At 71.5% G+C, this 23,790-nt stretch carries 20 protein-coding genes; 12 read left to right on the top strand and 8 right to left on the bottom strand.

The window, feature by feature from the left end; genetic code table 11:
• Nucleotides 1-148 precede the first annotated feature (148 nt).
• From K1J60_RS02820 to rhaI, 3 genes are all read right to left on the bottom strand, one after another.
• Nucleotides 149-1,612 (bottom strand): rhamnulokinase, encoded by a 1,464-nt coding sequence (locus K1J60_RS02820; protein ID WP_220644750.1) that lies wholly within the window; start codon nucleotides 1,610-1,612, stop codon nucleotides 149-151.
• On the bottom strand, nucleotides 1,609-3,648 hold the full coding sequence (locus K1J60_RS02815) for a bifunctional aldolase/short-chain dehydrogenase (RefSeq protein WP_220644749.1): 2,040 nt from the start codon (nucleotides 3,646-3,648) through the stop codon (nucleotides 1,609-1,611). The genes K1J60_RS02820 and K1J60_RS02815 overlap by 4 nt, the downstream gene beginning before the upstream one ends.
• A 136-nt stretch (nucleotides 3,649-3,784) precedes the next feature.
• Nucleotides 3,785-4,945 carry an L-rhamnose isomerase gene (gene rhaI, locus K1J60_RS02810; protein ID WP_220644748.1) on the bottom strand — a complete coding sequence of 387 codons (1,161 nt, stop codon included), beginning with the start codon at nucleotides 4,943-4,945 and terminating at the stop codon, nucleotides 3,785-3,787.
• Between the two features lie 258 nt (nucleotides 4,946-5,203).
• On the opposite strand from rhaI, the gene K1J60_RS02805 reads away from it, so the two are divergent.
• The 10 genes from K1J60_RS02805 to K1J60_RS02760 all read left to right on the top strand — a co-directional run bounded on the left by K1J60_RS02805 (nucleotide 5,204) and on the right by K1J60_RS02760 (nucleotide 16,056).
• On the top strand, nucleotides 5,204-6,721 hold the full coding sequence (locus K1J60_RS02805) for a sugar ABC transporter ATP-binding protein (protein ID WP_220644747.1): 1,518 nt from the start codon (nucleotides 5,204-5,206) through the stop codon (nucleotides 6,719-6,721).
• The gene (locus K1J60_RS02800) at nucleotides 6,718-7,758 is read left to right on the top strand and encodes an ABC transporter permease (protein WP_220644746.1); all 1,041 of its coding nucleotides are present in this window, start codon (nucleotides 6,718-6,720) and stop codon (nucleotides 7,756-7,758) included. Before K1J60_RS02805 ends, K1J60_RS02800 begins: the two co-directional genes overlap by 4 nt.
• Nucleotides 7,751-8,764 carry an ABC transporter permease gene (locus K1J60_RS02795; RefSeq protein WP_220644745.1) on the top strand — a complete coding sequence of 338 codons (1,014 nt, stop codon included), beginning with the start codon at nucleotides 7,751-7,753 and terminating at the stop codon, nucleotides 8,762-8,764. Before K1J60_RS02800 ends, K1J60_RS02795 begins: the two co-directional genes overlap by 8 nt.
• Before the next feature lie 67 nt (nucleotides 8,765-8,831).
• Nucleotides 8,832-9,914, top strand: coding sequence for a rhamnose ABC transporter substrate-binding protein (rhaS, locus tag K1J60_RS02790; RefSeq protein WP_220644744.1), 1,083 nt, complete (start codon nucleotides 8,832-8,834; stop codon nucleotides 9,912-9,914).
• Between the two features lie 50 nt (nucleotides 9,915-9,964).
• The gene (locus K1J60_RS02785; protein WP_030043960.1) at nucleotides 9,965-10,285 is read left to right on the top strand and encodes an L-rhamnose mutarotase; all 321 of its coding nucleotides are present in this window, start codon (nucleotides 9,965-9,967) and stop codon (nucleotides 10,283-10,285) included.
• 66 nt (nucleotides 10,286-10,351) lie between these two features.
• Nucleotides 10,352-11,776: a BNR repeat-containing protein gene (locus K1J60_RS02780; protein WP_220644743.1), complete on the top strand. Its 1,425-nt coding sequence runs from the start codon at nucleotides 10,352-10,354 to the stop codon at nucleotides 11,774-11,776.
• Nucleotides 11,777-11,896: 120 nt separating this feature from the next.
• Nucleotides 11,897-12,916, top strand: coding sequence for a LacI family DNA-binding transcriptional regulator (locus K1J60_RS02775; protein WP_220644742.1), 1,020 nt, complete (start codon nucleotides 11,897-11,899; stop codon nucleotides 12,914-12,916).
• 146 nt (nucleotides 12,917-13,062) lie between these two features.
• Nucleotides 13,063-14,364, top strand: coding sequence for an alpha/beta fold hydrolase (locus tag K1J60_RS02770; protein WP_220651238.1), 1,302 nt, complete (start codon nucleotides 13,063-13,065; stop codon nucleotides 14,362-14,364).
• Nucleotides 14,365-14,404: 40 nt separating this feature from the next.
• Nucleotides 14,405-15,157 (top strand): PIG-L deacetylase family protein, encoded by a 753-nt coding sequence (locus tag K1J60_RS02765; protein WP_220644741.1) that lies wholly within the window; start codon nucleotides 14,405-14,407, stop codon nucleotides 15,155-15,157.
• 59 nt (nucleotides 15,158-15,216) lie between these two features.
• The gene (locus K1J60_RS02760; RefSeq protein ID WP_220644740.1) at nucleotides 15,217-16,056 is read left to right on the top strand and encodes a pentapeptide repeat-containing protein; all 840 of its coding nucleotides are present in this window, start codon (nucleotides 15,217-15,219) and stop codon (nucleotides 16,054-16,056) included.
• Here K1J60_RS02760 and K1J60_RS02755 read toward each other — a convergent pair.
• Entirely contained in the window at nucleotides 16,024-17,610 is a 1,587-nt protein-coding gene (locus tag K1J60_RS02755) for a cytochrome P450 (RefSeq protein WP_220644739.1), read from the bottom strand. The two genes, K1J60_RS02760 and K1J60_RS02755, sit on opposite strands and share 33 nt — an antisense overlap.
• Nucleotides 17,611-17,726: 116 nt before the next feature.
• On the opposite strand from K1J60_RS02755, the gene K1J60_RS02750 reads away from it, so the two are divergent.
• Together K1J60_RS02750 and K1J60_RS02745 are read left to right on the top strand one after the other, a co-directional pair.
• Nucleotides 17,727-18,335 (top strand): TetR/AcrR family transcriptional regulator, encoded by a 609-nt coding sequence (locus K1J60_RS02750; protein WP_220644738.1) that lies wholly within the window; start codon nucleotides 17,727-17,729, stop codon nucleotides 18,333-18,335.
• 143 nt (nucleotides 18,336-18,478) lie between these two features.
• Entirely contained in the window at nucleotides 18,479-19,204 is a 726-nt protein-coding gene (locus K1J60_RS02745) for a DUF2470 domain-containing protein (protein WP_220644737.1), read from the top strand.
• Here the strand turns inward: K1J60_RS02745 and K1J60_RS02740 are convergent.
• From K1J60_RS02740 to K1J60_RS02725, 4 genes are all read right to left on the bottom strand, one after another.
• Nucleotides 19,172-20,428 (bottom strand): lactonase family protein, encoded by a 1,257-nt coding sequence (locus K1J60_RS02740; RefSeq protein ID WP_220644736.1) that lies wholly within the window; start codon nucleotides 20,426-20,428, stop codon nucleotides 19,172-19,174. The two genes, K1J60_RS02745 and K1J60_RS02740, sit on opposite strands and share 33 nt — an antisense overlap.
• Before the next feature lie 117 nt (nucleotides 20,429-20,545).
• Nucleotides 20,546-21,730 (bottom strand): GyrI-like domain-containing protein, encoded by a 1,185-nt coding sequence (locus K1J60_RS02735; RefSeq protein WP_220644735.1) that lies wholly within the window; start codon nucleotides 21,728-21,730, stop codon nucleotides 20,546-20,548.
• Nucleotides 21,731-21,808: 78 nt separating this feature from the next.
• Nucleotides 21,809-23,065 (bottom strand): FUSC family protein, encoded by a 1,257-nt coding sequence (locus K1J60_RS02730; protein WP_220644734.1) that lies wholly within the window; start codon nucleotides 23,063-23,065, stop codon nucleotides 21,809-21,811.
• A 105-nt stretch (nucleotides 23,066-23,170) separates the two neighbouring features.
• Nucleotides 23,171-23,665: an FBP domain-containing protein gene (locus K1J60_RS02725; RefSeq protein ID WP_220644733.1), complete on the bottom strand. Its 495-nt coding sequence runs from the start codon at nucleotides 23,663-23,665 to the stop codon at nucleotides 23,171-23,173.
• Nucleotides 23,666-23,790 lie beyond the last annotated feature (125 nt).

The raw sequence follows: 23,790 nt of genomic DNA, 5'->3' as shown, positions 1-23,790 counted from the left end.
AGTGCAGAGTACGACGCGCGTACGCGAAGGGCGAGGGGTCCCGCGCGACGATCGGCGGAGACGGGCGGACCCGCGCGCCGACCGTCGATGGGGACGATCCCGCCGGAGGAGGCCCCGCCGGAAGGGGCCCCGCCGGAAGGGGCCTGGCTCACCTGTCGGCGAGCCGGGCCTCCGCCGCACGCCAGGCCGCCGGGTCACCTTGCGGCTCGTACCGCACCAGCGGCTGGGTGCGGGCGAGCAGTCGCCGCATCGAGGCCCGGTCGCCGACCAGGCCGTGGGCGCGGGCCTGGACGAGGACGTTGCCCAGGGCCGCCGCCTCCGCCGGCCCGGCCACCACCGGTAGCCCGCAGGCGTCGGCGGTGAGCTGGCACAGCAGGGCGTTGCGGGTGCCGCCGCCCACGATGTGGACGACGTCGACGGGGTGGTCGGCCAGCGCCTGGGCCTCGGCGACGGCCCGCCGGTGGGCGAGGGCCAGCGAGTCCAAAATGCACCGGGTGGTCTCGGCGGGCGTCCGAGGGACGGGTTGCCCCGAGTCCCGGCACGCCTCGGCGATCCGCTCGGGCATCCGGCCGGGCGCGAGGAACGCCGAGTCCCCGGCGTCCACCACCGAGCGCAGCGCGGGCACCGCGGCGGCGCCCCGCAGCAGTTCACCCAGATCCGGGTCCCCCCACTCCCGTACGCACTCCTGGAGCAGCCACAGCCCCATGATGTTCCGGAGGTAGCGGACCGTGCCGTCGAGCCCCAGCTCGTTGGTGAAGTTGGCCGCCCGGCTCGCCTCGGTCAGCACCGGGGCCGCAAGCTCCAGGCCGGCCAGCGACCAGGTGCCGGTGCAGATGTACGCGAACCGCTCCCCGGTCGCCGGCACGGCCGCCACCGCCGAGGCGGTGTCGTGCGACCCGACCGTCGTCACCGGAACCGGTCCGGAGAGCCCCGTGGCCTCCAGCACCTCGGGCCGCAGCAGGCCCGCCGGGTCACCGGGCTGCCGCAGCGGTGCGAACAGGCCGAGGTCGATGCCCAGGCGGTCCGCGACGTCCCGCGACCAGTCACGGGTGCGCGGGTCGATCAGCTGCGTGGTGGAGGCGTTGGTCAGCTCGGTGCCGGACTCCCCGGTCAGCCAGTACGTCAGCAGATCGGGGATGAGCAACAACCGCTCGGCATGGGCGAACTGGGCGGACGACCGGGCGGCGACCAGCTGGTACAGCGTGTTGAAGGGCGCGTACTGCAACCCGGTCTCCGCGTACAGCTCGGCGGCGGGCACGGTCGCCCACACCTTCTCCGCGACACCCTCGGTCCGGGCGTCCCGGTAGTGCACCGGATTGCCCAGCAGAGCGCCGTCCGCGTCCAGCAGCCCGTAGTCGACGGCCCAGCTGTCGATCCCGACGGAGTCGACCCGCCCGGCCGCCTTCAGCCCGTCGAGCACCCCCGCGTACAGCGAGAGCACGTCCCAGCGCAGCCCCTCGGGGGTGCGCACCGGCCGGTTCGGGAACCGGTGCGCCTCGACCAGTTCCAGCGAGTCCCGCCCCGCGCGGCCGACCATGACGCGCCCGCTGGACGCACCGAGGTCGACCGCCGCGTACGACTTCACGGACCCGCCGGTCGCGGACGCGCTCATCGGAGGAAGGCGGCGGCCACGCCGGCGTCGACCGGCACGTGCAGACCGGTGGTGTGCGTCAGCTCCCCGCCGGTCAGCGCGAACACCGCGTTCGCCACGTGCTCCGGCAGCACCTCGCGCTTGAGGATGGTCCGCTGGGCGTAGAACTCGCCGAGCTTCTCCTCCTCGATCCCGTAGGTCGCCGCGCGCTGGGCACCCCAGCCGGCCGCGAAGATCCCGGAGCCGCGCACCACACCGTCGGGGTTGACGCCGTTGACGCGGATGCCGTGCTCGCCCAGTTCGGCGGCGAGCAGCCGCACCTGGTGGGCCTGGTCGGCCTTGGTGGCGGAGTAGGCGATGTTGTTGGGCCCGGCGAAGACGGCGTTCTTCGAGGCGATGTAGACGATGTCGCCCCCCAGCCCCTGCGCGATCATCGTCCGCGCGGCCTCACGCGACACCAGGAACGATCCACGGGCCATGATGTCGTGCTGCAGGTCCCAGTCCTTGGCCGACGTCTCCAGCAGCGGCTTGGAGATCGAGATGCCCGCGTTGTTGACGACGAGGTCGACCCCGCCGAAGGCCAGCGCGGCGGCCTTGAAGGCCTCCCCGATCCGCTGCTCGTCCGTCACGTCGACGGTCACGGCGACGGCCTTGTCCGCTCCGCCCAGCTCCTCGGCGACGGCGGCGGCGTTCTCGGCGTTGAGGTCGGCGACCACGACACAGGCACCCTCGGCCACGAGCCGGTGCGCGATGGCCTTGCCGATCCCGCTGCCCGCGCCCGTGACGAGCGCGACCCGGGTCGCCAGCGGCTTCGGCTTCGGCATCCGCCGCAGCTTGGCCTCCTCCAGCGCCCAGTACTCGATGCGGAACTTCTCCGACTCCTCGATCGGCGCGTACGTCGACACCGCCTCGGCGCCCCGCATCACGTTGATCGCGTTGACGTAGAACTCGCCGGCCACCCGCGCGGTCTGCTTGTCCTTGCCGAAGCTGAACATGCCCACGCCCGGGATCAGCACGATCGCCGGGTCGGCGCCGCGCATCGCGGGGGAGTCGGGCTCGGCGTGCCGCTGGTAGTAGGCGGCGTACTCCTCGCGGTACTCGGCGTGCAGTTCCTTGAGCCGCGCGATCGCCGTGTCGAGGTCGGCGGTCGGCGGAAGATCCAGCACGAGCGGCCGGACCTTCGTACGGAGGAAGTGGTCGGGGCAGGAGGTGCCGAGAGCGGCGAGCCGGGGGTGCTCGGCACGCGCCAGGAAGTCGAGCACGACCTCCGCGTCGGTGAAGTGCCCGACCTGCGCCCTGTCCTGCGAGGCGACGGCGCGGACGTACGGCGCGAGGGCCGCCGCCCGCTCCCGGCGCTCCGCGTCGTCCAGTGCCGCGTATCCCTCGACGAGGGGCCCGAACGGCTCCGCCTTCCCCCGCTCGGCGAGGAACCGTTCGGCGGTACGGATGATGTGCAGCGAGTTCTTCTCGCACTCCTCGGCGGTGTCGCCCCAGGCGGTGATCCCGTGCCCGCCGAGCACACAGCCGATGGCCTGCGGGTTCTCCCGCTTCACGGCGGCGATGTCCAGCCCCAGCTGGAACCCGGGCCGCCGCCACGGCACCCACACCACGCTGTCGCCGAAACACTCGGCGGTCAGCTTCTCCCCGTCGGCCGCGCAGGCGAGGGCGATCCCGGAGTCGGGGTGCAGATGATCCACGTGCGCGGCGTCGACCAGCCCGTGCATCGCGGTGTCGATCGACGGCGCCGCCCCACCCTTGCCGTGCAGGCAGTAGTCGAACGCGGCCACCATCTCGTCCTCGCGCTCCACCCCCGGATAGACGTCGACGAGCGCCCGCATCCGGTCCAGCCGCAGCACGGCGAGTCCGGCCTCGGTCAAGGTGCCCAGGTCACCGCCGGACCCCTTCACCCACATCAGCTCCACATCACCCCCGGTGACGGGATCGGTGTCCGTCCCCTTGGCGGACGCGTTCCCACCGGCGTAGTTGGTGTTCCGCGGATCGGCGCCGAGCCGACGGGACCGGGCGAGCAGAGCTGCGGCTTCGGGATGGGTGGCCATACGAGATCAATCCTTACGGTGACGAATGTACGAAGGGGGACTGCGGCGCCCCTCCAGGGGCGCGGGGAACTGCGCGACCGGCCGCGAACCGGCCGACGGCCCGCGACGAACAAGAGTGGGCGGACGGAACCCGGAATCAGGCCCCCCAGCCGGCCTGCTCTCCGCCGACCCGCTCCTCGACGATCTTTGCCGCCCACCCGGACGCGCGGTACGCGGCAAGGGGATCGGGGTCCAGCCCCATCTCCTCCCGCACCTCCCGCAGCAACGGCCGCACATCCGTGTTGTAGGCGTCCATCACCACGGCGTTGGCCTCCAGCACGTCCCCGGCCCGCTGGGCGGCGCGCAGCGCGTCCGCGTCGACGAGCAGTGCCTTCGCCGTGGCCTCCTGCACGTTCATCACCGACCGGATGATCGCCGGGATCTTCGCCTCGATGTTGTGGCACTGGTCGAGCATGAACGCGACCTCGGGAGTGAACCCGCCCCCACGCACCACCTCGTACATGATCCGGAACAGCTGGAACGGGTCCGCCGAGCCCACCATCAGGTCGTCGTCCGCGTAGAAGCGCGAGTTGAAGTCGAACGCGCCGAGCTTGCCCTCCCGCAGCAGCGTCGCCACGATGAACTCGATGTTGGTCCCCGGCGCGTGGTGCCCGGTGTCGACCACGACCTGTGCCTTCGGGCCGAGCTTCAGGCAGTGCGCGTAGGCGGTGCCCCAGTCCGGCACGTCGGTCGTGTAGAACGCCGGCTCGAAGAACTTGTACTCCAGCAGCATCCGCTGGTCGTCCCCGAGCCGCTGGTAGACCTCGGCGAGGCCTTCGGCCAGCCGGTCCTGGCGCTCACGGATGTCGTCCTGGCCGGGATAGTTCGTCCCGTCCGCGAACCACAGCTTCAGATCGCGCGACCCGGTCGCGTCCATGATGTCGACGCACTCCAGCAAGTGGTCGACGGCCTTGCGGCGGACCGCCGCCTCCGGGTGGCAGATGCTGCCCAGCTTGTAGTCGTCGTCCTGGAAGGTGTTGGAGTTGATGGCGCCCAGCTTCACGCCGCGCTGCTGCGCGTGCTTCGCGAGGGCCGCATAGTCCTCCACCTTGTCCCACGGGATGTGCAGCGCCACGGTCGGCGCCACGCCGGTGAACTCGTGGACCTTGCCGGCGTCGTCCAGCTTCTCCCAGGGGTTGCGCGGGACACCCTGTTGGGCGAACACCTTGAAACGGGTTCCGGAGTTTCCGTACGCCCACGACGGCGTCTCGACGGCCTGTGTCTTGAGGGCGGCCTTCACCGCGGCGAGCTCGGTCACGTCAGGGCTCCTACCGGCTTTGATGTCTGAAACGATTCAGCACCGGAAACTATGAGCGCCACGCCGGACTGTCAACCCCCCAGGTCAAGTCGGCTTTCCGTGACCCGGTTGTGACCTCTCGTATCGAAAAAATTTCGACCGAAACCCATTGACGTGACCTGGGCGGGGTGCCTAACGTCCCGGCAACCCAGTTGAAACCTTTCACGACGCAGTGAGGCAGCTTCTCCGCTAGCCACCGGCCGTCGTCGAGGAGCCCCCATGACCCACCGGTCCGACAAGGGTCCGGCCCCCGTTCTCGCTCTGAAGGGCATCTCCAAGTCCTTCGGCGCCGTACGCGCCCTGCGGGACGTGTCCCTGGAGCTGTTCCCGGGCGAGGTGCACGCACTCGCCGGGGAGAACGGCGCGGGTAAGTCGACCCTGATCAAGAGCCTCGCCGGGGTGCACCGACCGGACTCCGGTCAGGTGCTCCTCGACGGCGAGCCCACCGTGTTCCACGGCCCGGCCGACGCCCGGGACGCGGGCATCGCCGTGATCTACCAGGAGCCCACTCTCTTCCCCGACCTCTCGATCGCCGAGAACATCTTCATGGGCCGTCAGCCGCGGCGAGCCCTCGGCCGCATCGACCACAAGGCCACCCACGCGGCCACCCTCGCGCTGATGCAGCGGCTCGGTGTCGAACTCGACCCCGACCGCCCGGCACGCGGCCTGTCCATCGCCGACCAGCAGATCGTCGAGATCGCCAAGGCGCTGTCCTTCGACGCCCGCGTCCTGATCATGGACGAGCCGACGGCCGCCCTCACCGGCAGCGAGGTGGCCCGACTCTTCGGCGTCGTCCGCACCCTGCGCGAGCAGGGCTCGGCCGTCCTCTTCATCTCCCACCGCCTGGAGGAGATCTTCCAGATCTGCCAGCGCGTCACCACCCTGCGCGACGGGGCCTGGATCTCCAGCGAACCGATCGACGGCATGACCGAGGACGACCTGGTCCGCCGCATGGTCGGCCGCGACCTGGACGAGCTGTACCCGAAGCAGGAGGTCGAGCCGGGCGAAGTCGCGCTGAGCGTGCGCCGGCTGACCCGCGAGGGCGTGTTCACCGATGTCTCCTTCGACGTCCGCCGCGGCGAGATCGTCGGCCTGGCCGGCCTGGTCGGCGCCGGCCGTACGGAGGTCGCACGCGCCGTCTTCGGCATCGACCGCTGGGACGCGGGCGAGGTCTCCCTCGACGGCAAGGCGCTCATCAACGGCGCCCCCTCCACCGCGATGGCCGCCGGGCTCGCCCTGGTCCCCGAGGACCGCCGCGCCCAGGGCCTGGTGATGGACATGTCCATCGAGCGCAACATCGGCCTCACCGGACTCCGTACGACCGTCAAAGCCGGTCTGATGGACCGCGGCGCCGAGCGCAGCCGCTCCCTCGACTGGGCCGTCAAGCTCCAGGTCAAGTACGCCCGGATCGCCGACACCGTCAACACCCTGTCCGGCGGCAACCAGCAGAAGGTCGTCCTCGCCAAGTGGCTCGCCACCGGCCCGAAGGTGCTGATCGTCGACGAGCCCACCCGCGGCATCGACGTCGGCACCAAGGCCGAAGTGCACCGCCTGCTCAGCGAGTTGGCCGCCGACGGCGTGGCCGTGCTGATGATCTCCTCCGACCTGCCCGAGATCCTCGGCATGGCCGACCGCGTGCTGGTGATGCACGAGGGCCGGCTCACCGCCGAGATCCCTCGCTCCGAAGCCACCGAGGAATCCGTGATGGCCGCAGCCACCGGGAGGGCCGCCGCATGACGGTGACCACCCCTCAGAACACCCCCGTCGCCGAGGTGCCCAAGTCCAGCGGCACCCGGCTCGTGGACCGCGTCTTCAAGATGCGCGAACTCGCCATCCTGGTCGTCTTCCTGGTGATGATCGTCGTCACCCAGCTGGGCAACAGCGAGTTCCTCACCGAGCAGGGCATCAAGGACCTGCTGCTCAACGCGACCATCCTGGTGCTGGTCGCCGTCGGCCAGTCACTGGTCGTCATCACCCGTAACGTCGACCTCTCGGTCGGCTCCACCCTCGGTATCAGCGCGTTCGCCGCCGGTACCTATCTCCAGGGCGGCGGCAACGCGGTGGTGGCCGTGCTCCTGGCGGTCCTGATGGGCATCGGCTTCGGCCTGCTGAACGGCCTGCTCGTCAGCCTCGGCCAGGTGCCCGCCCTCGTCGTCACCCTCGGCACGCTCTACATCATCCGCGGCATCGACTCCATCTGGGTCGGCTCCCGGCAGATCGTCGCCTCCGGCCTCCCGGACGGGTTCATCGACTTCGGCTCCGGCGGCATCTACGCCGTGCCCTATCTCGCCCTGATCGCGCTGGCGGTCCTGGTGGCCACGGCCTACTACATGAAGCACTTCGGCAGCGGCCGTGAGCTGTACGCGCTCGGGTCCAACCCGGAGGCCGCCCGCCTGGCCGGTATCCCGGTCCGCAAGCGGATCCTGATGGCGTACACCTTCTGCGGCGCCCTCGCCGGGCTCGCCGGCGCGCTGTACCTGGCCCGTTTCGGCAACGTCGACTCCAGCACCGGCAACGGCTACGAACTCACCGTCGTCAGCGCGGTCGTGGTCGGTGGTGTGGTCTTCACCGGCGGCTCCGGCAGCGTCTACGGCGCGGCGCTCGGCGCCCTGCTGCTGACCTCCATCAACAGCGTGCTGCCCGCCCTCGGCGTCAGCTCGGTGTGGGTGCTCGCGATCAACGGCATCCTGCTCATCCTCGCCATCGCCGTGGACCGCGTGGTCGCGGTGCGGGTGGCGACCGCCCTGAAGAAGAGGAACGCCCGCCATGGCTGACTCCACGCTGTCGCGCGCCGTTCGCTGGGACACGGTGGTCGGGGCCCTCCTCATCGTCGTGCTCCTGCTGTCCTTCACCACCGTCGACGGCTTCGGCAACGCGCTCAACCTGTCCTTCCTGATCGGCAACACCCTGCCGATCGCGCTGGTCGCCCTCCCGATGACCCTCCTCGTGGTCTCCGGTGAGATCGACCTGTCGGTCGCCTCCACCGCCGGTCTCTCCGGCGCGGTGATGGGCGCCCTGTGGAACCAGGGCATGACCATCGAGACGATCATCCCGATCTGTCTGGCCCTCGGTGTGGTCTGCGGGCTGATCAACGGCCTGCTGGTCACCAAGCTCGGTCTGTCGTCCCTCGCCGTCACCATCGGCACGCTCGCCGCCTACCGGGGCATCGCGCAGATCGTCCTCGGCTCCGACGCGGTCACCGACTTCCCCACCCAGTACCTGGACTTCGCCGCGGGCCGGATCGGCGACAGCTTCGTCCCGCAGGCCTTCATCCCCTTCCTGGTCCTGCTGGTGATCGCCGTGATCGCCCTGCACGCCACCCCCTTCGGCCGCTCGGTCTTCGCGACCGGGGCGAGCGAGGAGGCCGCCCGGTTCGCCGGCATCCGGGTCAAGCGGCAGAAGCTGATCCTCTTCACGGTGACCGGCCTGATGGCCTCCCTCACCGGCATCTTCTGGGCCCTGCACTACGCCAGCGCCCGCTACGACAACGCCACCGGGCTCGAACTCTCGGTCGTCGCCGCCGTGCTGCTCGGCGGTATCGACTTCGACGGCGGCAAGGGAACACTCGGCGGCGCGATCGCCGGCGTGTTCCTCCTCGGCACCCTGCAGAACGTCATGAGCCTCCAGGACGTCTCCGCGCAGTCGCAGATCGTCGTCACCGGCGTCCTGCTCGTCCTCTCCGTGCTCGGCCCCCGGGTCGCACGCCAGATCTCCGTCGCCAGGGCCGGCCGCAGAGCCGCTTCGGCGCCGGTCACCAAGGCGCCCACTCCAGCCCCCTGACGGCTGGGCCCCCACCGCCGAACCCGTACCGCCCCACCGCCCGCCCCTCCGTATCAAAGGATCCTTCATGCGCAAGGCAACCCTCCGCCGTTCCTGTGCGGCGCTCGCCGCCGTCACCTCCTTCGCCCTCGCCGTCACCGCCTGCGGCGGCACCACGAAGAGCGACGTCAAGGACGACTCCGCCTCGGCCGCGGCCACCGGCAAGGCCGACCCCAACGCCGAACTGAAGAAGGGCCTGACCGTCGGCTTCCTGCCGAAGCAGGTCAACAACCCGTACTTCACCTCGGCCGACAAGGGCGGCGAGGCGGCCCTGAAGGAGCTGGGCTCCAGCTACAAGGAGGTCGGCCCGTCCAGCGCCACGGACACCTCCGGCCAGGTCAACTACGTCAACACGCTCACCCAGCAGCAGGTCGACGCCATGGCCGTCTCCGCGCAGGACCCGGGCGCCCTGTGCACCGCGCTCAAGCAGGCCATGAGCAACGACATCAAGGTCGTCACCTACGACTCCGACACCAAGCCGGAGTGCCGCAACGCCTTCGTCTCGCAGGCCAGCGCCGAGGACCTGGGCCGCACCGAGGTCCAGCTGCTCGCCGAGCAGATCGGCTACAAGGGCGAGATCGCGATCCTGTCCGCGGCGCAGACCGCGACCAACCAGAACACCTGGATCGAGTTCATGAAGGACGAACTCAAGGACCCCAAGTACAAGGACATCAAGCTCGTCAAGGTCGCCTACGGTGACGACGACGCCCAGAAGTCCTTCCAGCAGACCCAGGGCCTGCTCCAGGAGTACCCGAACCTGAAGGGGATCATCTCCCCGACCACGGTCGGCATCAAGGCCGCCGCCCAGTACCTGTCGGGCTCAAAGTACAAGGGCAAGGTCAAGCTGACCGGCCTCGGCACCCCGAACGACATGCGCAAGTACGTCAAGGACGGCACGGTCGAGGGCTTCGAGCTGTGGGACCCGGCGAAGCTCGGCGAGCTGGCCGCCCGTACCGCCGTGGCGCTGGTCTCCGGCCAGATCACCGGCAAGGAGGGCGAGACCTTCACCGCCGGTGACATGGGCGAGTACACCATCGGCAAGGACGGCGTCATCAGCCTCGGCAAGCCCACCGTGTTCAACAAGGAGAACATCGACAAGTTCGACTTCTGATCTCCGCACGCGAGTCACGCCACCCCCCTCACCCCCAGGAGCGGTATCTCATGCAGCGCGTCTGCTTCCTCCTCAAGGTCCGTCAGGACCGGATCGACGAGTACCGCGAGCGGCACGCCGCCGTGTGGCCGGAGATGCTCGAAGCACTCTCGGCCACCGGCTGGCACAACTACTCCCTCTTCCTGCGCGACGACGGCCTGCTGGTCGGCTACCTGGAGACCGAGGACTTCCAGGCGGCGCTGGCCGGCATGGAGGCCGCCGAGGTCAACGCCCGCTGGCAGAAGGAGATGGCGCCGTTCTTCGAGTCCCTCGACGGCGCCCGGCCCGACGAGGCCATGAAGCCGCTCACCGAGGTCTTCCACCTCGCCTGACCCCCCACGAAGCAGCACCCCTTCCCCCTCCCCCTCCCCACCTCGCTCGACAACGGAGTCCCCGAGATGAAGAGACGTACGCTGCTCGGTGCCGCCCTCGCCGGCGCCGTCGTGACCCCCGCCCTCGGCGCCGCCACCGCCCGGGCCGCCGACCCCGGGCCCTCGGTCACCCAGACCGGCAACACCCTGCTCGACAGCCAGGCCATCTACTTCGTCTCCTACGACGGCCTGGTCAACAACAACTCGTTCCAGAAGAACGCCCTGCTGACCTACAAGGGCTACCAGTACGCCGTCTGGTACACCGCCGACCGCAACGCCGTCGTCGGCCGCCGCGTCCTCGGCTCCGGCACCTGGTCCACCGTCAAGGTCGGCCACACGCTGCGCTACAACGACTCCCACAACGTCATCTCCATGGGCGTCTCCAAGGTCGACGGACGCCTCCACCTCAACATGGACTCGCACAGCGACGGCTTCACCTACGTCAAGTCCGTCGCCGGCCTCATGGACGACCCGGCCGGCCTGAGCTGGACCACGAGCCGCTTCGGCGCACCCCAGTCCACCCTCGACGGACTCGCCCTCACCTCGCAGTTCACCTACCCGCAGTTCGTCTCGATGCCCGACGGCAAGCTCCAGCTGAGCTACCGCGCCGGCATCTCCGGCAACGGCCGCAACGCCCTCGCCGAGTACAACGGCACCTCCTGGACCAACCTCGGCGAGTGGACGTCCTCCACCGGCACGTACACCAGCGAGCACGGCTCCTCGACGGCCCGCAACATGTACCTGCACGGCATCGACTACGACCGCAACGGGCGCCTGCACGCCATGTTCACGTGGCGCGAGCAGAGCAACAGCGTCATGTGCAACAGCGGCGGCATCACCAACCACGACACCGGCTACGTCTACTCCGACGACCGCGGCCGCACCTGGCGCAACAACGCGGGCACCGTCGTCGGCACCACCGGCGGCTCCGACCGGGTCTCCGTCACCGACGCCGGCCTCGTCGTGGACGCGCTCAACCCGGACCACTCCCTGATGAACCAGGAGAGCCAGTGGACCGACTCGGCCGGCCGCCCGCACGCCATCATCAGCTACGTCCCCGGCCGCTTCGGCCAGTGCACGACGAACTACGTCGCCAACCGCACGGCCAACGGGCGCGCCTTCCTCGTCCGCAAGAGCTCCTCCGGAGCCTGGGCGAAGACCGAGATACCGGTGCCGCTGAACTCCAGCCAGCGCACCAAGCTGGTCATGGACAAGTACAACAACGCCTACGCGATCTTCCCGTTCGGCCGGATCGCCGGCGCCTCGGTGGCTTCCGGGCACACCGACTGGCAGATCCTGTTCGACGGTTCCGGGCTCAACGCCTTCGGTGAGGTCGTGTTCGACGAGAGCCGGATCGCCCAGGACAATGTCCTGTCCGTGATGTACCAGGTGAAGTCGAGCGGCACCACACCGTCGGCGCTCCGCGTGATCGACTTCGCCCTGCCCGCCTGACCCGTTGTACGACCGTACGACGGCCTCGTTTCCGTCGCTGACCGGGCCATTTCCACTCAGGCCCGGCGGTAGTGTGAACGTATGCCCGCCGCTCCGTACCTTCCTGGAGGTCCCCGTCCGATGTCGCAGTCGGTGGGTATCAAGGACGTCGCCGCCGCCGCCGGAGTCTCCGTCGGCACGGTCTCGAACGTCATCAACCGGCCGGACTCGGTGGCTTCCGGCACCCGGGCCCGCGTGCTGGCCGCCATCGACCGCCTCGGCTATGTCCGCAGCGAGTCGGCGCGCCAGCTGCGGGCCGGGCGGAGCCGCATCATGGGGCTGCTCGTGCTCGACATGGGCAACCCCTTCTTCGTGGACGTCGCGCGCGGTGCCGAGCGGGCCGCGCGCGACGCCGGGCTCGGCGTGATGGTCTGCAACAGCGCGCAGAGCGCCGGCGAGGAGTCCGAGTACCTCTCGCTCTTCGCCGAACAGCGGGTGCGCGGGGTGCTGTTGACCCCCGCCGACGCCACCGGACGCAACATCGCGGCGTTCCGCCGCCACGGCATCCCCTTCGTCCTCGTCGACCGGGTGGCCGAGGGCACCACCGAGTGCTCGGTCTCCGTCGACGACGTCGCGGGCGGCGCCCTCGCCGTACGTCATCTGGTGGACGCGGGCCACCGTTCCATCGCGTACGTCAGCGGACCGGCGGGTCTCAACCAGGTGCGCGACCGCCGTACGGGTGCCCTGAGCGCCCTGCAGGAGGCGGGACTCGGCCCCGAGGCCCTGCGGGAACTGCCCACCGAGCGCCTCGACGTGGCCGCCGGCCGCGACGCGGGCGCGCGGCTCCTCGGCCTCGCCGACCGCCCCACCGCCGTGTTCTGCGCCAACGACCTGCTCGCCCTCGGCGTGCTCCAGGCCATGTACGCGGCCGGGGTGAGCGTCCCCGACGACCTCGCCATCGTCGGCTACGACGACATCGAGTTCGCCGCCGCGGCGGCCGTCCCCCTCACCTCCGTACGCCAGCCCGCCGTCACCATGGGCGCCCTGGCCGCCGAACTCCTGCTGGAGGAGACCGAGGCCGAGACCGTCCCGCACGAGCACCGGCGGGTCGTCCTCCAGCCGGAACTGGTGGTGCGGCGCTCCAGCCTCTCCGCGCGCTGAGCGACCGTTCAGTAGCCGCGCACCGACGGCGGCCGCCGTACTGATCCCCGGTTCAGCGAGAATTTCTTGATCCACGGGGTCGGCCGGACGGAGAATCTGTGCTGGACTGGACCACGGCCTGGAATCCGTCCGCTCAGGGAGCCCCGTTGTCCGTCAGCTACCGGCAGCCCGGTGTCGTCCTCACCGACCGCCGCTTCACCGTCCCCCTCGACCACGACCACCCGGCGGGGGAGCGGATCGAGCTCTACGCGCGCGAGGTCGTCGCGAGCGACAAGGCGGACGCCGAACTGCCCTGGCTGGTCTATCTGCAAGGCGGCCCCGGCTTCGGGGCGAACCGTTTCGTCGGCCGTGAGGCGTGGCTGGAGAGGGCCCTGCGGGAGTACCGGGTCCTGCTCCTGGACCAGCGCGGCACCGGTGCCTCCACCCCCGCCAACCGCCAGACCCTCCCCTCGCGCGGCGGTCCCGCCGAACAGGCCGACTACCTGGCCCACTTCCGCGCCGACTCCATCGTCCGCGACTGCGAGGCCATCCGTCCCGAGGTCACCGGCGGCGCCCCCTGGGCCGTCCTCGGCCAGAGCTTCGGCGGCTTCTGCGCGGTCACCTATCTGTCGATCGCTCCCGAGGGGCTGAGCACCGCCGTCATCACCGGCGGACTGCCGACGCTGGACGGCCACGCGGACGACGTCTACCGCGCCGCCTACCCGCGCATCGAACGCAAGGTCGCCGCGCACTACGCCCGCTACCCCCAGGACGTCGAGCGGGCCCGCCGGATCGCCGAGCACCTCCTCGAACACGACACCGTGCTGCAGGGCGGCCACCGGCTCACGGTCGAGGCCTTCCAGTCCCTCGGCATCCTCCTCGGCCGCGGTGACGGCAGCCACCGGCTGCACTTCCTGCTGGAGGACGCCTTCGTCCGCACCCCCCGGGGTCCGGCGCTCTCCGACGCGTTCCAGGAGGATGTCCAGGGCCTGCTCTCCTTCGCCGGGCACCCCCTGTACGCCCTCGTCCACGAGGCCTGCTACGGCCAGGGCGGGCGGCCCACCGCCTGGTCCGCCGAGCGTGTGCGCGCCGAGTTCCCGCAGTTCGACGCCGCCAAGTCCCTCACCGGGGACGGGCCGGTCCTCTTCACCGGCGAGTCCGTCCACCCCTGGACGTTCGCCACCGACCCGGCCCTGCGCCCCCTGCGTGAGACCGCCGAGGAACTGGCCGCCCGCACCGACTGGGCCCCGCTGTACGACCCGGCCCGCCTCGCCGCCAACGAGGTACCGGTCGCCGCCGCGATCTACCACGACGACATGTACGTCGACACCGACCACTCCCTCAGGACGGCCCGCTCGATCCGGGGCCTGCGCACCTGGGTCACGGACGAGTTCGAGCACGACGGCGTACGTGCCGGGGGACCGAGGGTGCTGGACCGACTACTGGCGCTGACGCGCGACGAGGTGTGACCACGAGCGGAGGGTCCGTGCCCGGGGCTAGTGTGCCGACATGAGCGACCCTCAGCACGAGCAGCCGGCGCAGCTCGAACCCATGCCCGACGACTGGCGGCGCGCCCTCGCCGTCGTGGCCCACCCGGACGACCTCGAATACGGGTGCTCGGCGGCGGTCGCCGCGTGGACCGACGCGGGCCGTGAGGTCGCGTACGTCCTCGCGACCCGCGGCGAGGCCGGCATCGACACGCTGGAGCCCGCCCGGTGCGGCCCGCTGCGGGAGCGGGAGCAGCGGGCGAGCGCCGCCGTCGTGGGCGTGTCGGAGGTGGAGTTCCTCGACCACGAGGACGGCGTCGTCCAGTACGGGCCCGCGCTGCGCCGGGACATCGCGGCCGCCGTCCGCCGGCACCGCCCCGAGCTGCTCATCACCCTCAACCACCGCGACACCTGGGGCGGCGTCGCCTGGAACACCCCCGACCACGTGGCGGTGGGCCGCGCCACGCTCGACGCCGCCGGTGACGCCGGGAACCGCTGGATCTTCCCCGACCTCCTCGACCAGGGCCTGCAACCCTGGGACGGCGTCCGCTGGGTCGCCGTCGCCGGCTCCTCCAGCCCCACCCACGCGGTCGACGCCGGCCCCGGCCTCGACCGCGCCGTCGCCTCCCTCCTCGAACACCGCACCTACATCGAAGCGCTGACGAAGGAGGACCCGGAGAGCTACGCCCGCGCACTCCTCACCGGGTACGCCCGCGCCGCGGGCGAGCGGTTCGGCGGGAGGCCGGCGGTGGCCTTCGAGGTGTTCTCCCGGTGACGGGCGGTGCCCGTGGAGTGTGGAGACCCTGTCGGTGAGTCCTGGTTAGGGTGGACCGTATGGAACAGACATCCGCTGCGGCCCGCCGCGCGCCCGACCTGCGTGACCTGCGCGCGGACTGCGGCAGTTGTTTCGGCCTGTGCTGTGCCGCCCTGCCCTTCACCGCCTCGGCGGACTTCGCCGTCGACAAGGCCGCGGGCACGCCGTGCGGGAACCTCGGAGAGGACTTCCGCTGCGGTATCCACGACCGGCTCCGGGGTGAGGGGTTCACCGGCTGCACGGTCTACGACTGCTTCGGCGCCGGGCAGAAGGTCTCGCAGGACACGTTCGGGGGCCAGAGCTGGCGAGCCGGCGGTCGCGAGCACGCCCGGCGGATGTTCGACGTCTTCCCGGTCGTCCGTCAACTCCACGAACTGCTCTGGTACCTGACCGAATCCCTGGCCCTCCCCGCCGCCCGCCCCGTGCACGCCGACCTCCGGCGCGCGCTCGACGAGACCGAGCGGCTGACCCGGCGGACGGCCGAGGAACTGGCGGAGCTGGACGTCGCCGCGCACCGGCAGCGTGTCAACGCACTGCTGCTGCGGGTCAGCGACCTCATGCGCGCGGGCGCCGGGCGCAGGCAGAACCGGCGGGGAGCGGACCTCATCGGCGCCCGCCTCAAGGGCGCCGACCTGAGAAAGGCCAACCTCCGGGGCGCCTATCTGATAGCCGCCGACCTGACCGGCGCCGATCTGCGCGGCGCGGACCTGATAGGCGCCGACCTCCGCGACACCGACCTCACCGACGCGGACCTGACCGGTGCCTTCTTCCTGACCCAGCCCCAGCTCAACGCGGCCCGCGGCACCGCCGGCACCCGGCTGCCGGCGTCAGTCACCCGTCCCGGTCACTGGACGTCCTGACGGCGACGACGGCGGCGGTGAGGACGGCGACGGCGGTGAGGGCGGGAGCCGCGCGGTGTCCCGCCCTGCCACCCCCACCCGACGCTCCACGTTCAGCCGCAGCCCCTCCGGCATCAGCGTCAGCCGTTCCGCCACCCGCAGCCGGTACCCCGGCTCCGGGCTCAGCTCGTAGCGGCGCAGCAACAGGCCCAGCACCAACGTGGCCTCGTGCAGCGCGAACTGGCGGCCGATGCACGCCCGAGCCCCCGTGCCGAACGGTTTGAACGTGTGCGGCGCCCGCGCGCGCACCGCCGCCGCGTCGAAGCGGTCCGGGTCGAACCGGTCGGCGTCCGCGCCCCACACCTCCGGGTCCCGGTGCAGCATCATGGTCAGCACCAGTGCCCAGGCTCCCCGCCGCATCGGATGGACCCCGCCCAGCACGGTGTCCGCCCGGGCCTCCCGGGAGAAGGCGGGCGCCGTCGGCCACAGCCGCAGCGCCTCGTCCAGCACCCGGCGGACATACCGCAGCCTGGCCACCTGCTCGTAGCCGGGCCGTACGGTGTCGCCCCACACCCGGTCCACCTCGGCGCGGGCGCGGGCCGCGAGGTCCGGGTGCCGGGCGAGGTAGTGCAGGGCGAAGGACAGGGCCCCCGAGGTGGTCTCGTGCCCGGCGACCAGGAAGGTGATGACCTGTCGTCGGACGTTCTCGGCGGACAGCCGCTCGCCGGTCCGCGGATGCGCCGTCTCCAGCATCCGGTCGAGCAGATCACCGCTCCCCGCCCCGCGATCCCGGACGCCGGTCCCGCCCCGGTTCCCGGTGCCACCGCGGGACCGCCGCGCCCGCACCACCGCGTCGACGGTCTCGTTGAGGTACGCCATGTCCGCCCGGTTGTGCCGGGAGGCGCCCCGCAGCAGCAGCGGCACCAACGGGTCGGGGACGACGTTGCGGCGCTGGGCGTAGGTCAGGGTGCCGACCATCGCCTCCACGAAGGGGTGCGGCCGGGAGCGTTCGAAGGAGCCGAAGTCGTGGCCGAAGCCGGTGCGGGCGATCGTCTCCAGCGTCAGCTTGGTCATGTCGCCGGGCACGTCCACGGTCTCGCCGGCCGCGCCCGCCCGGTCCCAGTGGTCCATCAGCCGCTCGGCCACGTCGAGCATCAGCGGGTGGTACCCGGCCATGGCCTCCCGGCTGAAGCCCGGGGCCAGGACGTCGTGGGCGAGCTGCCAGTTGGGTTCGTGGTTGTAGGCCGTGAAGAGCCCGTCCCCGGCCACCGGGCGCAGATTGGCGACGCCCACCCCCACGTGCTTGGCGAACCGTGACTCGTCCGCCAGTTCGGCCGCGAGACCCGCGCCCCCGACGAACACGATCTCCTTGGTGAACGCCTTCCGCCGGAAGATCGGCCCGAGCCGCCGCCCGAGCCGCAGGGACTCCTGGACCGGCGTGCGCAGGTTCGTCCCGAGGGCGTCGCCGAGGACGGGGAGCCGGTACGGCGGGTGCGGTATGCGGCGCAGTTCGGGCCAGCCCAGCTCCGCGCTGCGGAAACCCCTGGCGGTCGTGGTCCCCGTCGTCGCCGTCATGACCACCTCTCCCTCGCGCCCACGCCGTGCCGGAGCCGCCGCGACTGTTGTACTCGGGTTCAATAGTGGGGCCAGTCTCGACCCGCTGTTGAACCCGCGTCAAGTAAAGTGACGGCATGGCAGCCAGGCAGGGCGAGCGCCCCCGTCGTCGGCTCAGCACCGAGGAGCGGCGGGAGCAACTCCTCGCGGTCGGGGCCCGGCTCTTCTCGGAGAGCTCGTACGACGACGTGTGGATCGAGCAGGTGGCCGAGATCGCCGGCGTCTCCCGTGGTCTGCTCTACCACTACTTCCCGAACAAGCGGGTCTTCTTCGCGGCGGTCGTGGAGCGCGAGAGCGAGCGGATGCTGCGGATCATGACCCCCGCCCCCGGGGGCTCGGCGCGCGAACGGCTGGCCAACGGGCTCGACGCGTTCCTCGCGTACGTCGAGGAGCACGCCCACGGCTTCCGGGCGTTCCATCGCGCCGACGCCACCGGGGACCAGGCCGTGCGCAAGGTCTACCAACGGGCGTTGGCCGCCCAGGAGGCTCAGATCCTGGCGGCGCTGGCGTCGGACGAGGAGTTCGCGGCGGCCCTCGACGGGCGGCCGGAGATGCGGCTCGCCGTGCGCGGCTGGCTGTCGTTCACGACGGCCGTCTGCCTGGAGTGGCTGAGGGGCTCGGAGTTGTCCCGGCATCAGGTGCGGGATCTGTGTACCCGGGCCCTTTTCGGGGTTCTCGTCCCCTGAGTCGGAGCCCTGCGCCGGCGCCCCGAGTCGGCGCTCGGTCGATTCGCTGCGGCGATCGGAAAATTCACAGACTGCCGGACGGTGGTTGGCGTACGCCCCGATCTTCGATAGGTTAGGCAAGGCTTACCTAATGGAGGTTTGGGATGGGTGACCGTCACACCTGGACGGCCGCGCCCGCCGCGGCGGAGCGTGCCCGCTCGGTGCTCGCGGCGGCGTGGTCCTGCGCGGTGACCGCCGAGGGCGGCCGCGAGGAGTTCGTCGGCGCGCACGGCGTCACGGAGGACGGCCGGGTGATCCTGTGCGTCCCCGAGGACAGTACGCTCGTCGCCGCCGCGATCTGCGCACCGCGCGGCGAGCCGTCCGCCGTCCTGGAGTTCGCCGACGTGGCGCCCGTCCCCGTGCGCAACCGCATCAGGGCCCGGCTGTGGATCGCCGGCTGGTTCGCGCCCAAGGACGGCGACCTGGAGTTCAAGGCCACCCGTATCGTGCTGCGCGAGCCGTCCGGCGCGGTCGTGGTCGACCTCGACGAGTTCGCCGCCGCCCGACCGGATCCGCTGGCCGTGGCCGAGTCACGGCTGCTGACGCACCTCGCCGACGCGCACCCGGACGCCGTCGAACGCCTCACCCGGCTCGTCCCGCACGACAGCCTGCACGGCGCCGTACGCGTCCAGCCGCTCGCCGTCGACCGGCACGGCCTGACCCTGCGCATCGAGCGGGCCCGCGGCAACGGCGACGTACGCCTGACGTTCCACAAGCCCGCCGACGACATGGCCCAGCTCACCGAGCGGATGCACATCCTGCTCTCCCAGGCGAGCGCAGCGTCCTGCCCGCGCGCCCTACAGCGGCAGCGCACAGACGGCGACGGGTGACGCGAACGGCGCGCCCGCGCGCCGGAGTCCACCGCTGTCCGCGTCGACCTCGAAGACGCTGACCGCGCTCGACCGCTGCAGCGCGGCGAACAGCAGGCTCCCGTCGGGCGAGAGGGCGATCTGGCGCGGGAAGTCCCCGCCGACCGGCACGGTGTCAAGGAGCCTCAGCCGCGCGCCGTCCGCCTCTACCGCGTAGCGCGTCAGACTGTCGTGCCCCCGGTTGGCGAGATAGGCGTACGAGCCGTTCGGCGTCACGACCAGCTGCGCCGGGTAGTTGGTGCCCGACCCCGTGCCCGTGGACTGCGGCGGGCCCGGCGTGAGCCGCCCGCGGTCGGGCTCGTAGGCGCAGACCACGACCGTGTTGTCGACCTCGTTGGCGAGATAGGCGTACCGACCCTCGGGATGGAAGGTCAGGTGCCGGGGCCCGGCACCCGCTCGGACACGCGCCCGGGAGACCTCGGTGAGCGTGCCCCGGGACTCGTCCAGCCGGTAGGTGTAGACGGTGTCGTTGCCCAGGTCGACGGCGAGGACATGACCGCCGTCGGGGCTCGTGACGATCTGGTGCGCGTGCGGCCCGTCCTGGCCGGGGCCCGGCGCCGGACTGCGGTGCACGACCAGGTCCGTGCGCTCGCCCAGCGCGCCCGACTCCTCGACGGGGTGCACGGCGACACTGCCCGAGCCGTAGTTCGCGCTCAGCAGCCACCGCCCGCTCGGGTGGACCGAGAGATGACAGGGCGCCTCGCCGCCGCTGCCGCGGGTGCCGAGGACCGTGCGGTCGGACAGCCGTACGGCGGTCACCCCGCCCTCCGGCCGCTCGTTCACGGCGTACAGCGTCCGGCCGTCCGGGTGTACGGCGAGATACGACGGGTCGCCCACGCCGGTGATCGTCCCCTCACCCGTGACACGACCGCTCCGGGCGTCGTACGTCGCCACGCCGATCCCGGTGCCGCCGCCCTCGGCCGAGGTGTACGTCCCGATGTAGAGCGGCCGGGGGCCGGTGCGGGCGGGGGAGGGGGTGGCGGCCGCGGACTCGGTTCCGGCCCCGGTCCCGGGCTCCGTCGACGGGCCCGTCGGGGCGTTCGTCGCGGGGGAGGACGACGTGGACCCGGCCGGGCCGTCGGATCCCGCGCAGCCCGCCAGGGCGGCCGGCACGGCTCCCGCCAACAGTCCCAGGGCACGGCGCCTGCTCCAGCCGCCCCGGTCCCCAACCGCCTCGCTCGTCATTCGCGCACCTCGGGTCTCGCTTCTCCAGGACGCCACCACCTTGACGGGTGCGAGCGCCCCGGCGCAAAAGCGACGGCGGGCGTTGCGCGCCATGCAACGCCCGCCGTTCGTCCTCGACTACCAGTCGCCGTCCTGGATCGGCTTGCCCGGGGCGTCACCCAGCGGTGTGACCTGGCCGGGGGCGGGTGCCTGCCACGGATCGAGGTCGTCGCCGAGCCAGTCACCGACGGGCTTCACCGTGCCGAGGGCGTCGGCCGGGTCGAGATCGTGGGCGTCGTTGTCGTAGTACTCGAACCAGGGGAGCCCCGCCCGCGTGTAGGCCGCGCGGTCCACGGGCGACGGCGGCGGTGCCTCCCCGGTGATCCGGCGCCACTCGGGCGGGGTCACCAGATGGACGAAGACCCGCCCGGACGGCCGCTCCGCCCAGCTGCCGCGCGGCCAGGTGTCCCGGTAGACCTCCTGCCGCATCGACCCGCCGACCCCGAGGCCCATCGCCGCCGGCGCCCGGGGCGGGGCCGCGGGCGCGCTGCGCTGCGGGGCCGCGCCCGGAGCCGCCATCGGGTACGCGGCACCGGGAGGCATCGGCCCGCCACCCGGCGCCGGCGGCAGGGGGGCACTGCCCGGCGCCGACGGCATCGGAGCGCCGGTGGCCGGGGGTGCCATCGGCATGGCACCCGGCGGCATCAGGACCGGGCCCGTGCCTTCGTAGCCGCCGTATCCACCGACCGGGCCGACGGCCCGCTCCCGCTCGGCCCGCAGCCGCTCCTCCCGGCGCCACACGGCGAGCTGCCGGTCGTTCAGCGGGAACGACTGGAGCTGGACCCCGCCGAACACCTCATCGCCGGTGACCTGGCCCTCGACCGTGGCACCGAGTCCGAGGGGGACGGCCACGAACTGTCTGACCGTGCCCTTGCCCGAGTTGATGCCGTCCAGCCACGGCTGACGTGGGAGTACGACGTAGTTCTGCGGATCACGGGCGAGCGCACCGGTCCACGGCTTGCCCGACACCGCGCACACCTTGCCGACGCCGACCTGGAGCGCGGCCGGTTCCGTGGTACCGCCGAAGTGCAGCCACATCGCCTCGCGCAGGTACACGGGGAGCATCACCCCGCCGCGTGCCCGCATCTCCGCGGAAGCGGTGTGCGGATAGTCCTCGACCCGGCGGATCGGGAAGTCGCCCAGACCGGGCGGGAGCTGGTGCGTACCCGTCTCCGGCAGGCGCAGGGTGCGGATGAAGCGCACACGTACGCCACCCGGCAGATGGAGTGTGGTCCCGTCGATCCGCACGGTGCCTTCGGCCATTCCGTACGCCCCCCTCGTTGTCGCGTCGTGCCTTGTCCCTCCGCGGGACGCCACTGGTAGGACGTCTGCGGTCCGGCGTCACTTAGTACGTCCGACGAGGCCGGAGCGGTTCCGCCGACGGGGGCGCGCGATGCGTACGCGGTCGCGCAGGCGTGTGAGCCGGGGGGAGCGCTCGCGCTGTTCACGGGTGCAGCGGTCGAGCTCCTCCAGCAGCCGCTGGGAGCGGTGCTCGGTGTCCAGCTCGTCCAGCATGCGGTTGACCTCCGTCAGCACGGCGCCGTGCAACTGCCAGTGGCTCGCGTCGCGCTGGACGTCCTCCAGCAGCAGTTGGGCGAGCTTGTCGCGGGTCGCGACGGCCGTCGACAGCTCCGCGGCGAGCCGGTCCTCCGCGGACTCGGCGCTGCGGCTGACGTCGGTGGTGACCAGCACGGCGAAACTGACCACCGCGTCGCCGATCTCGGCGAGCAGCCGCTCGATGGCGGCCCCCGCCTGCGCGGAGAACAGCGGACTCGGCTCCCGCTCCTTGGCGAGGTCGGTGAGCGTGCGGGCCAGCACCCGCAGGACCACCGTGCAGATCTCCAGCGTGTCCAGGCCGGTCCGCAGCACCACCCGGTGCAGCAGGCCCTCCCGTACGCGCGGATTGAGCTTCAGGCTGTCCTCCGCCTGCTTGAGGGCCGCGTCCACCTCGACGATGTCGAAGTCGAGCTCCCGGGCCTCGTGGAGCCGGGCCGCCGCGGCCTCCGCCGGGGTGCGGCCCGCGGCCTCCTCGCCGACCCTTGTCATCAGCCGCCGCATCCGCCTGGCCAGGTCCTCGATGGACTCACCCGCCGCCTCCACCCAGACCGGGGGAGCGAGCAGCAGGTTGAAGGCGAGCCCGACGGCCGCGCCGATCAGGGTCTCCACCACCCGCGCCCAGGCCGTGTCGCCGACCCGGGTGACGCCGAGCACCAGCATCGCGCTGATCGCCACCTCGGGCACGAACTCGCTCACCCGCACCAGATGCCCGACCGCTAGCGAGGCCAGGATGATCAGGGCGAGGCTCCACCAGGTGAGGCCCACCAGGACACTGAAGCCGATGGCGATGACGACGCCGGCGACCACCGAGTTCACCCGGCGGATACCGGTGGTGAGGGTGGCGTAGAGGGTCACCTGTACGACCAGGAGCGCGGTCAGCGGGGCCGTCAGGGGCGCCGCCTCCGGACTGAACTGCAGCGCCACCACATAGGCCACCGTGGCGGCCGCCGCCGACCGTACCGACTGGACGATCACCGGGTCCTGCCGCCACTTGGCGACCCGTGCGCCGATCAGGCCCCATACCTCACGTACATCTCGCATCCTTGCGCTGTTCCCGTTCCGCCGCTTCACCGAACTCCTGAACGAGGACAGTAGTCACCTGGGTGATCGCACAGGGGGCCGCCGGACCGCGGGCTCGGGACGGGCTCAGTCGTACAGCTTCTCCAGGAACGCGGACAGGTTGCCCACCGTCCGGGTGATCTGTTCCTCCAGGGTGAGGCTCTCCTCGAACCGGCTTCCGCTGTCGAGGGCCTTCTTGCCGCGCACATAGAGCGAACAGGCGAGGTCGGCGCAGAGGTACACGCCGACCGAGTTCCCCTCCCGCCCGGCCGCGCCCGCCTTCCGTGCCGTCATCAACGAGACCCCGCCGCCCGGATGCGTCGTCAGACACACCGAGCACATGCTGCGATGCAGGAACCCGCGTCGCGCGGAGGGGAGCCGCAACGTGACGCCGACGAGTCCGTCCTCGCGCTCGGCGACCAGGTAACTCCGATCGGGCGCTCCCGGATCCCGCCAGCCGAGGAAATCCAGATCCGCCCACGAGCGCTGCTCCAGATCGCGGGGTACGAAGATCCTCTTCGCCTCCCCCTTCGAGCAGTTGACGAACGAGGTGCGGATGTCGTGCTCGGTGAGTGCCTGCATGACGGGCTGTTCTCCTGTGAAGAGCGGTGATCGGAATCCAGAACCTAGGGGCACTAGGTTTTCACCTAAGGTACGCGGAGTTTCGGTGAGGGGCCAATGGTTTTCGAGGCGCGGTTCCAGCGGAC

Source organism: Streptomyces akebiae (genome assembly GCF_019599145.1).
GTDB classification, from domain to species: domain Bacteria; phylum Actinomycetota; class Actinomycetes; order Streptomycetales; family Streptomycetaceae; genus Streptomyces; species Streptomyces akebiae.
The sequence above is the reverse complement of the archived record's forward strand: the minus strand, read 5'-3'. Positions and strand labels throughout refer to the sequence as shown.

Coding starts and splice junctions, on each gene's coding strand:
- K1J60_RS02820 (WP_220644750.1), bottom strand. CDS start 1,612: ATGAGCGCGTCCGCGACCGGCGGGTCCGTGAAGTCGTACGCGGCGGTC.
- K1J60_RS02815 (WP_220644749.1), bottom strand. CDS start 3,648: ATGGCCACCCATCCCGAAGCCGCAGCTCTGCTCGCCCGGTCCCGTCGG.
- K1J60_RS02805 (WP_220644747.1), top strand. CDS start 5,204: ATGACCCACCGGTCCGACAAGGGTCCGGCCCCCGTTCTCGCTCTGAAG.
- K1J60_RS02800 (WP_220644746.1), top strand. CDS start 6,718: ATGACGGTGACCACCCCTCAGAACACCCCCGTCGCCGAGGTGCCCAAG.
- K1J60_RS02795 (WP_220644745.1), top strand. CDS start 7,751: ATGGCTGACTCCACGCTGTCGCGCGCCGTTCGCTGGGACACGGTGGTC.
- rhaS (WP_220644744.1), top strand. CDS start 8,832: ATGCGCAAGGCAACCCTCCGCCGTTCCTGTGCGGCGCTCGCCGCCGTC.
- K1J60_RS02785 (WP_030043960.1), top strand. CDS start 9,965: ATGCAGCGCGTCTGCTTCCTCCTCAAGGTCCGTCAGGACCGGATCGAC.
- K1J60_RS02780 (WP_220644743.1), top strand. CDS start 10,352: ATGAAGAGACGTACGCTGCTCGGTGCCGCCCTCGCCGGCGCCGTCGTG.
- K1J60_RS02775 (WP_220644742.1), top strand. CDS start 11,897: ATGTCGCAGTCGGTGGGTATCAAGGACGTCGCCGCCGCCGCCGGAGTC.
- K1J60_RS02765 (WP_220644741.1), top strand. CDS start 14,405: ATGAGCGACCCTCAGCACGAGCAGCCGGCGCAGCTCGAACCCATGCCC.
- K1J60_RS02760 (WP_220644740.1), top strand. CDS start 15,217: ATGGAACAGACATCCGCTGCGGCCCGCCGCGCGCCCGACCTGCGTGAC.
- K1J60_RS02755 (WP_220644739.1), bottom strand. CDS start 17,610: ATGACGGCGACGACGGGGACCACGACCGCCAGGGGTTTCCGCAGCGCG.
- K1J60_RS02750 (WP_220644738.1), top strand. CDS start 17,727: ATGGCAGCCAGGCAGGGCGAGCGCCCCCGTCGTCGGCTCAGCACCGAG.
- K1J60_RS02745 (WP_220644737.1), top strand. CDS start 18,479: ATGGGTGACCGTCACACCTGGACGGCCGCGCCCGCCGCGGCGGAGCGT.
- K1J60_RS02740 (WP_220644736.1), bottom strand. CDS start 20,428: ATGACGAGCGAGGCGGTTGGGGACCGGGGCGGCTGGAGCAGGCGCCGT.
- K1J60_RS02735 (WP_220644735.1), bottom strand. CDS start 21,730: ATGGCCGAAGGCACCGTGCGGATCGACGGGACCACACTCCATCTGCCG.
- K1J60_RS02730 (WP_220644734.1), bottom strand. CDS start 23,065: ATGCGAGATGTACGTGAGGTATGGGGCCTGATCGGCGCACGGGTCGCC.
- K1J60_RS02725 (WP_220644733.1), bottom strand. CDS start 23,665: ATGCAGGCACTCACCGAGCACGACATCCGCACCTCGTTCGTCAACTGC.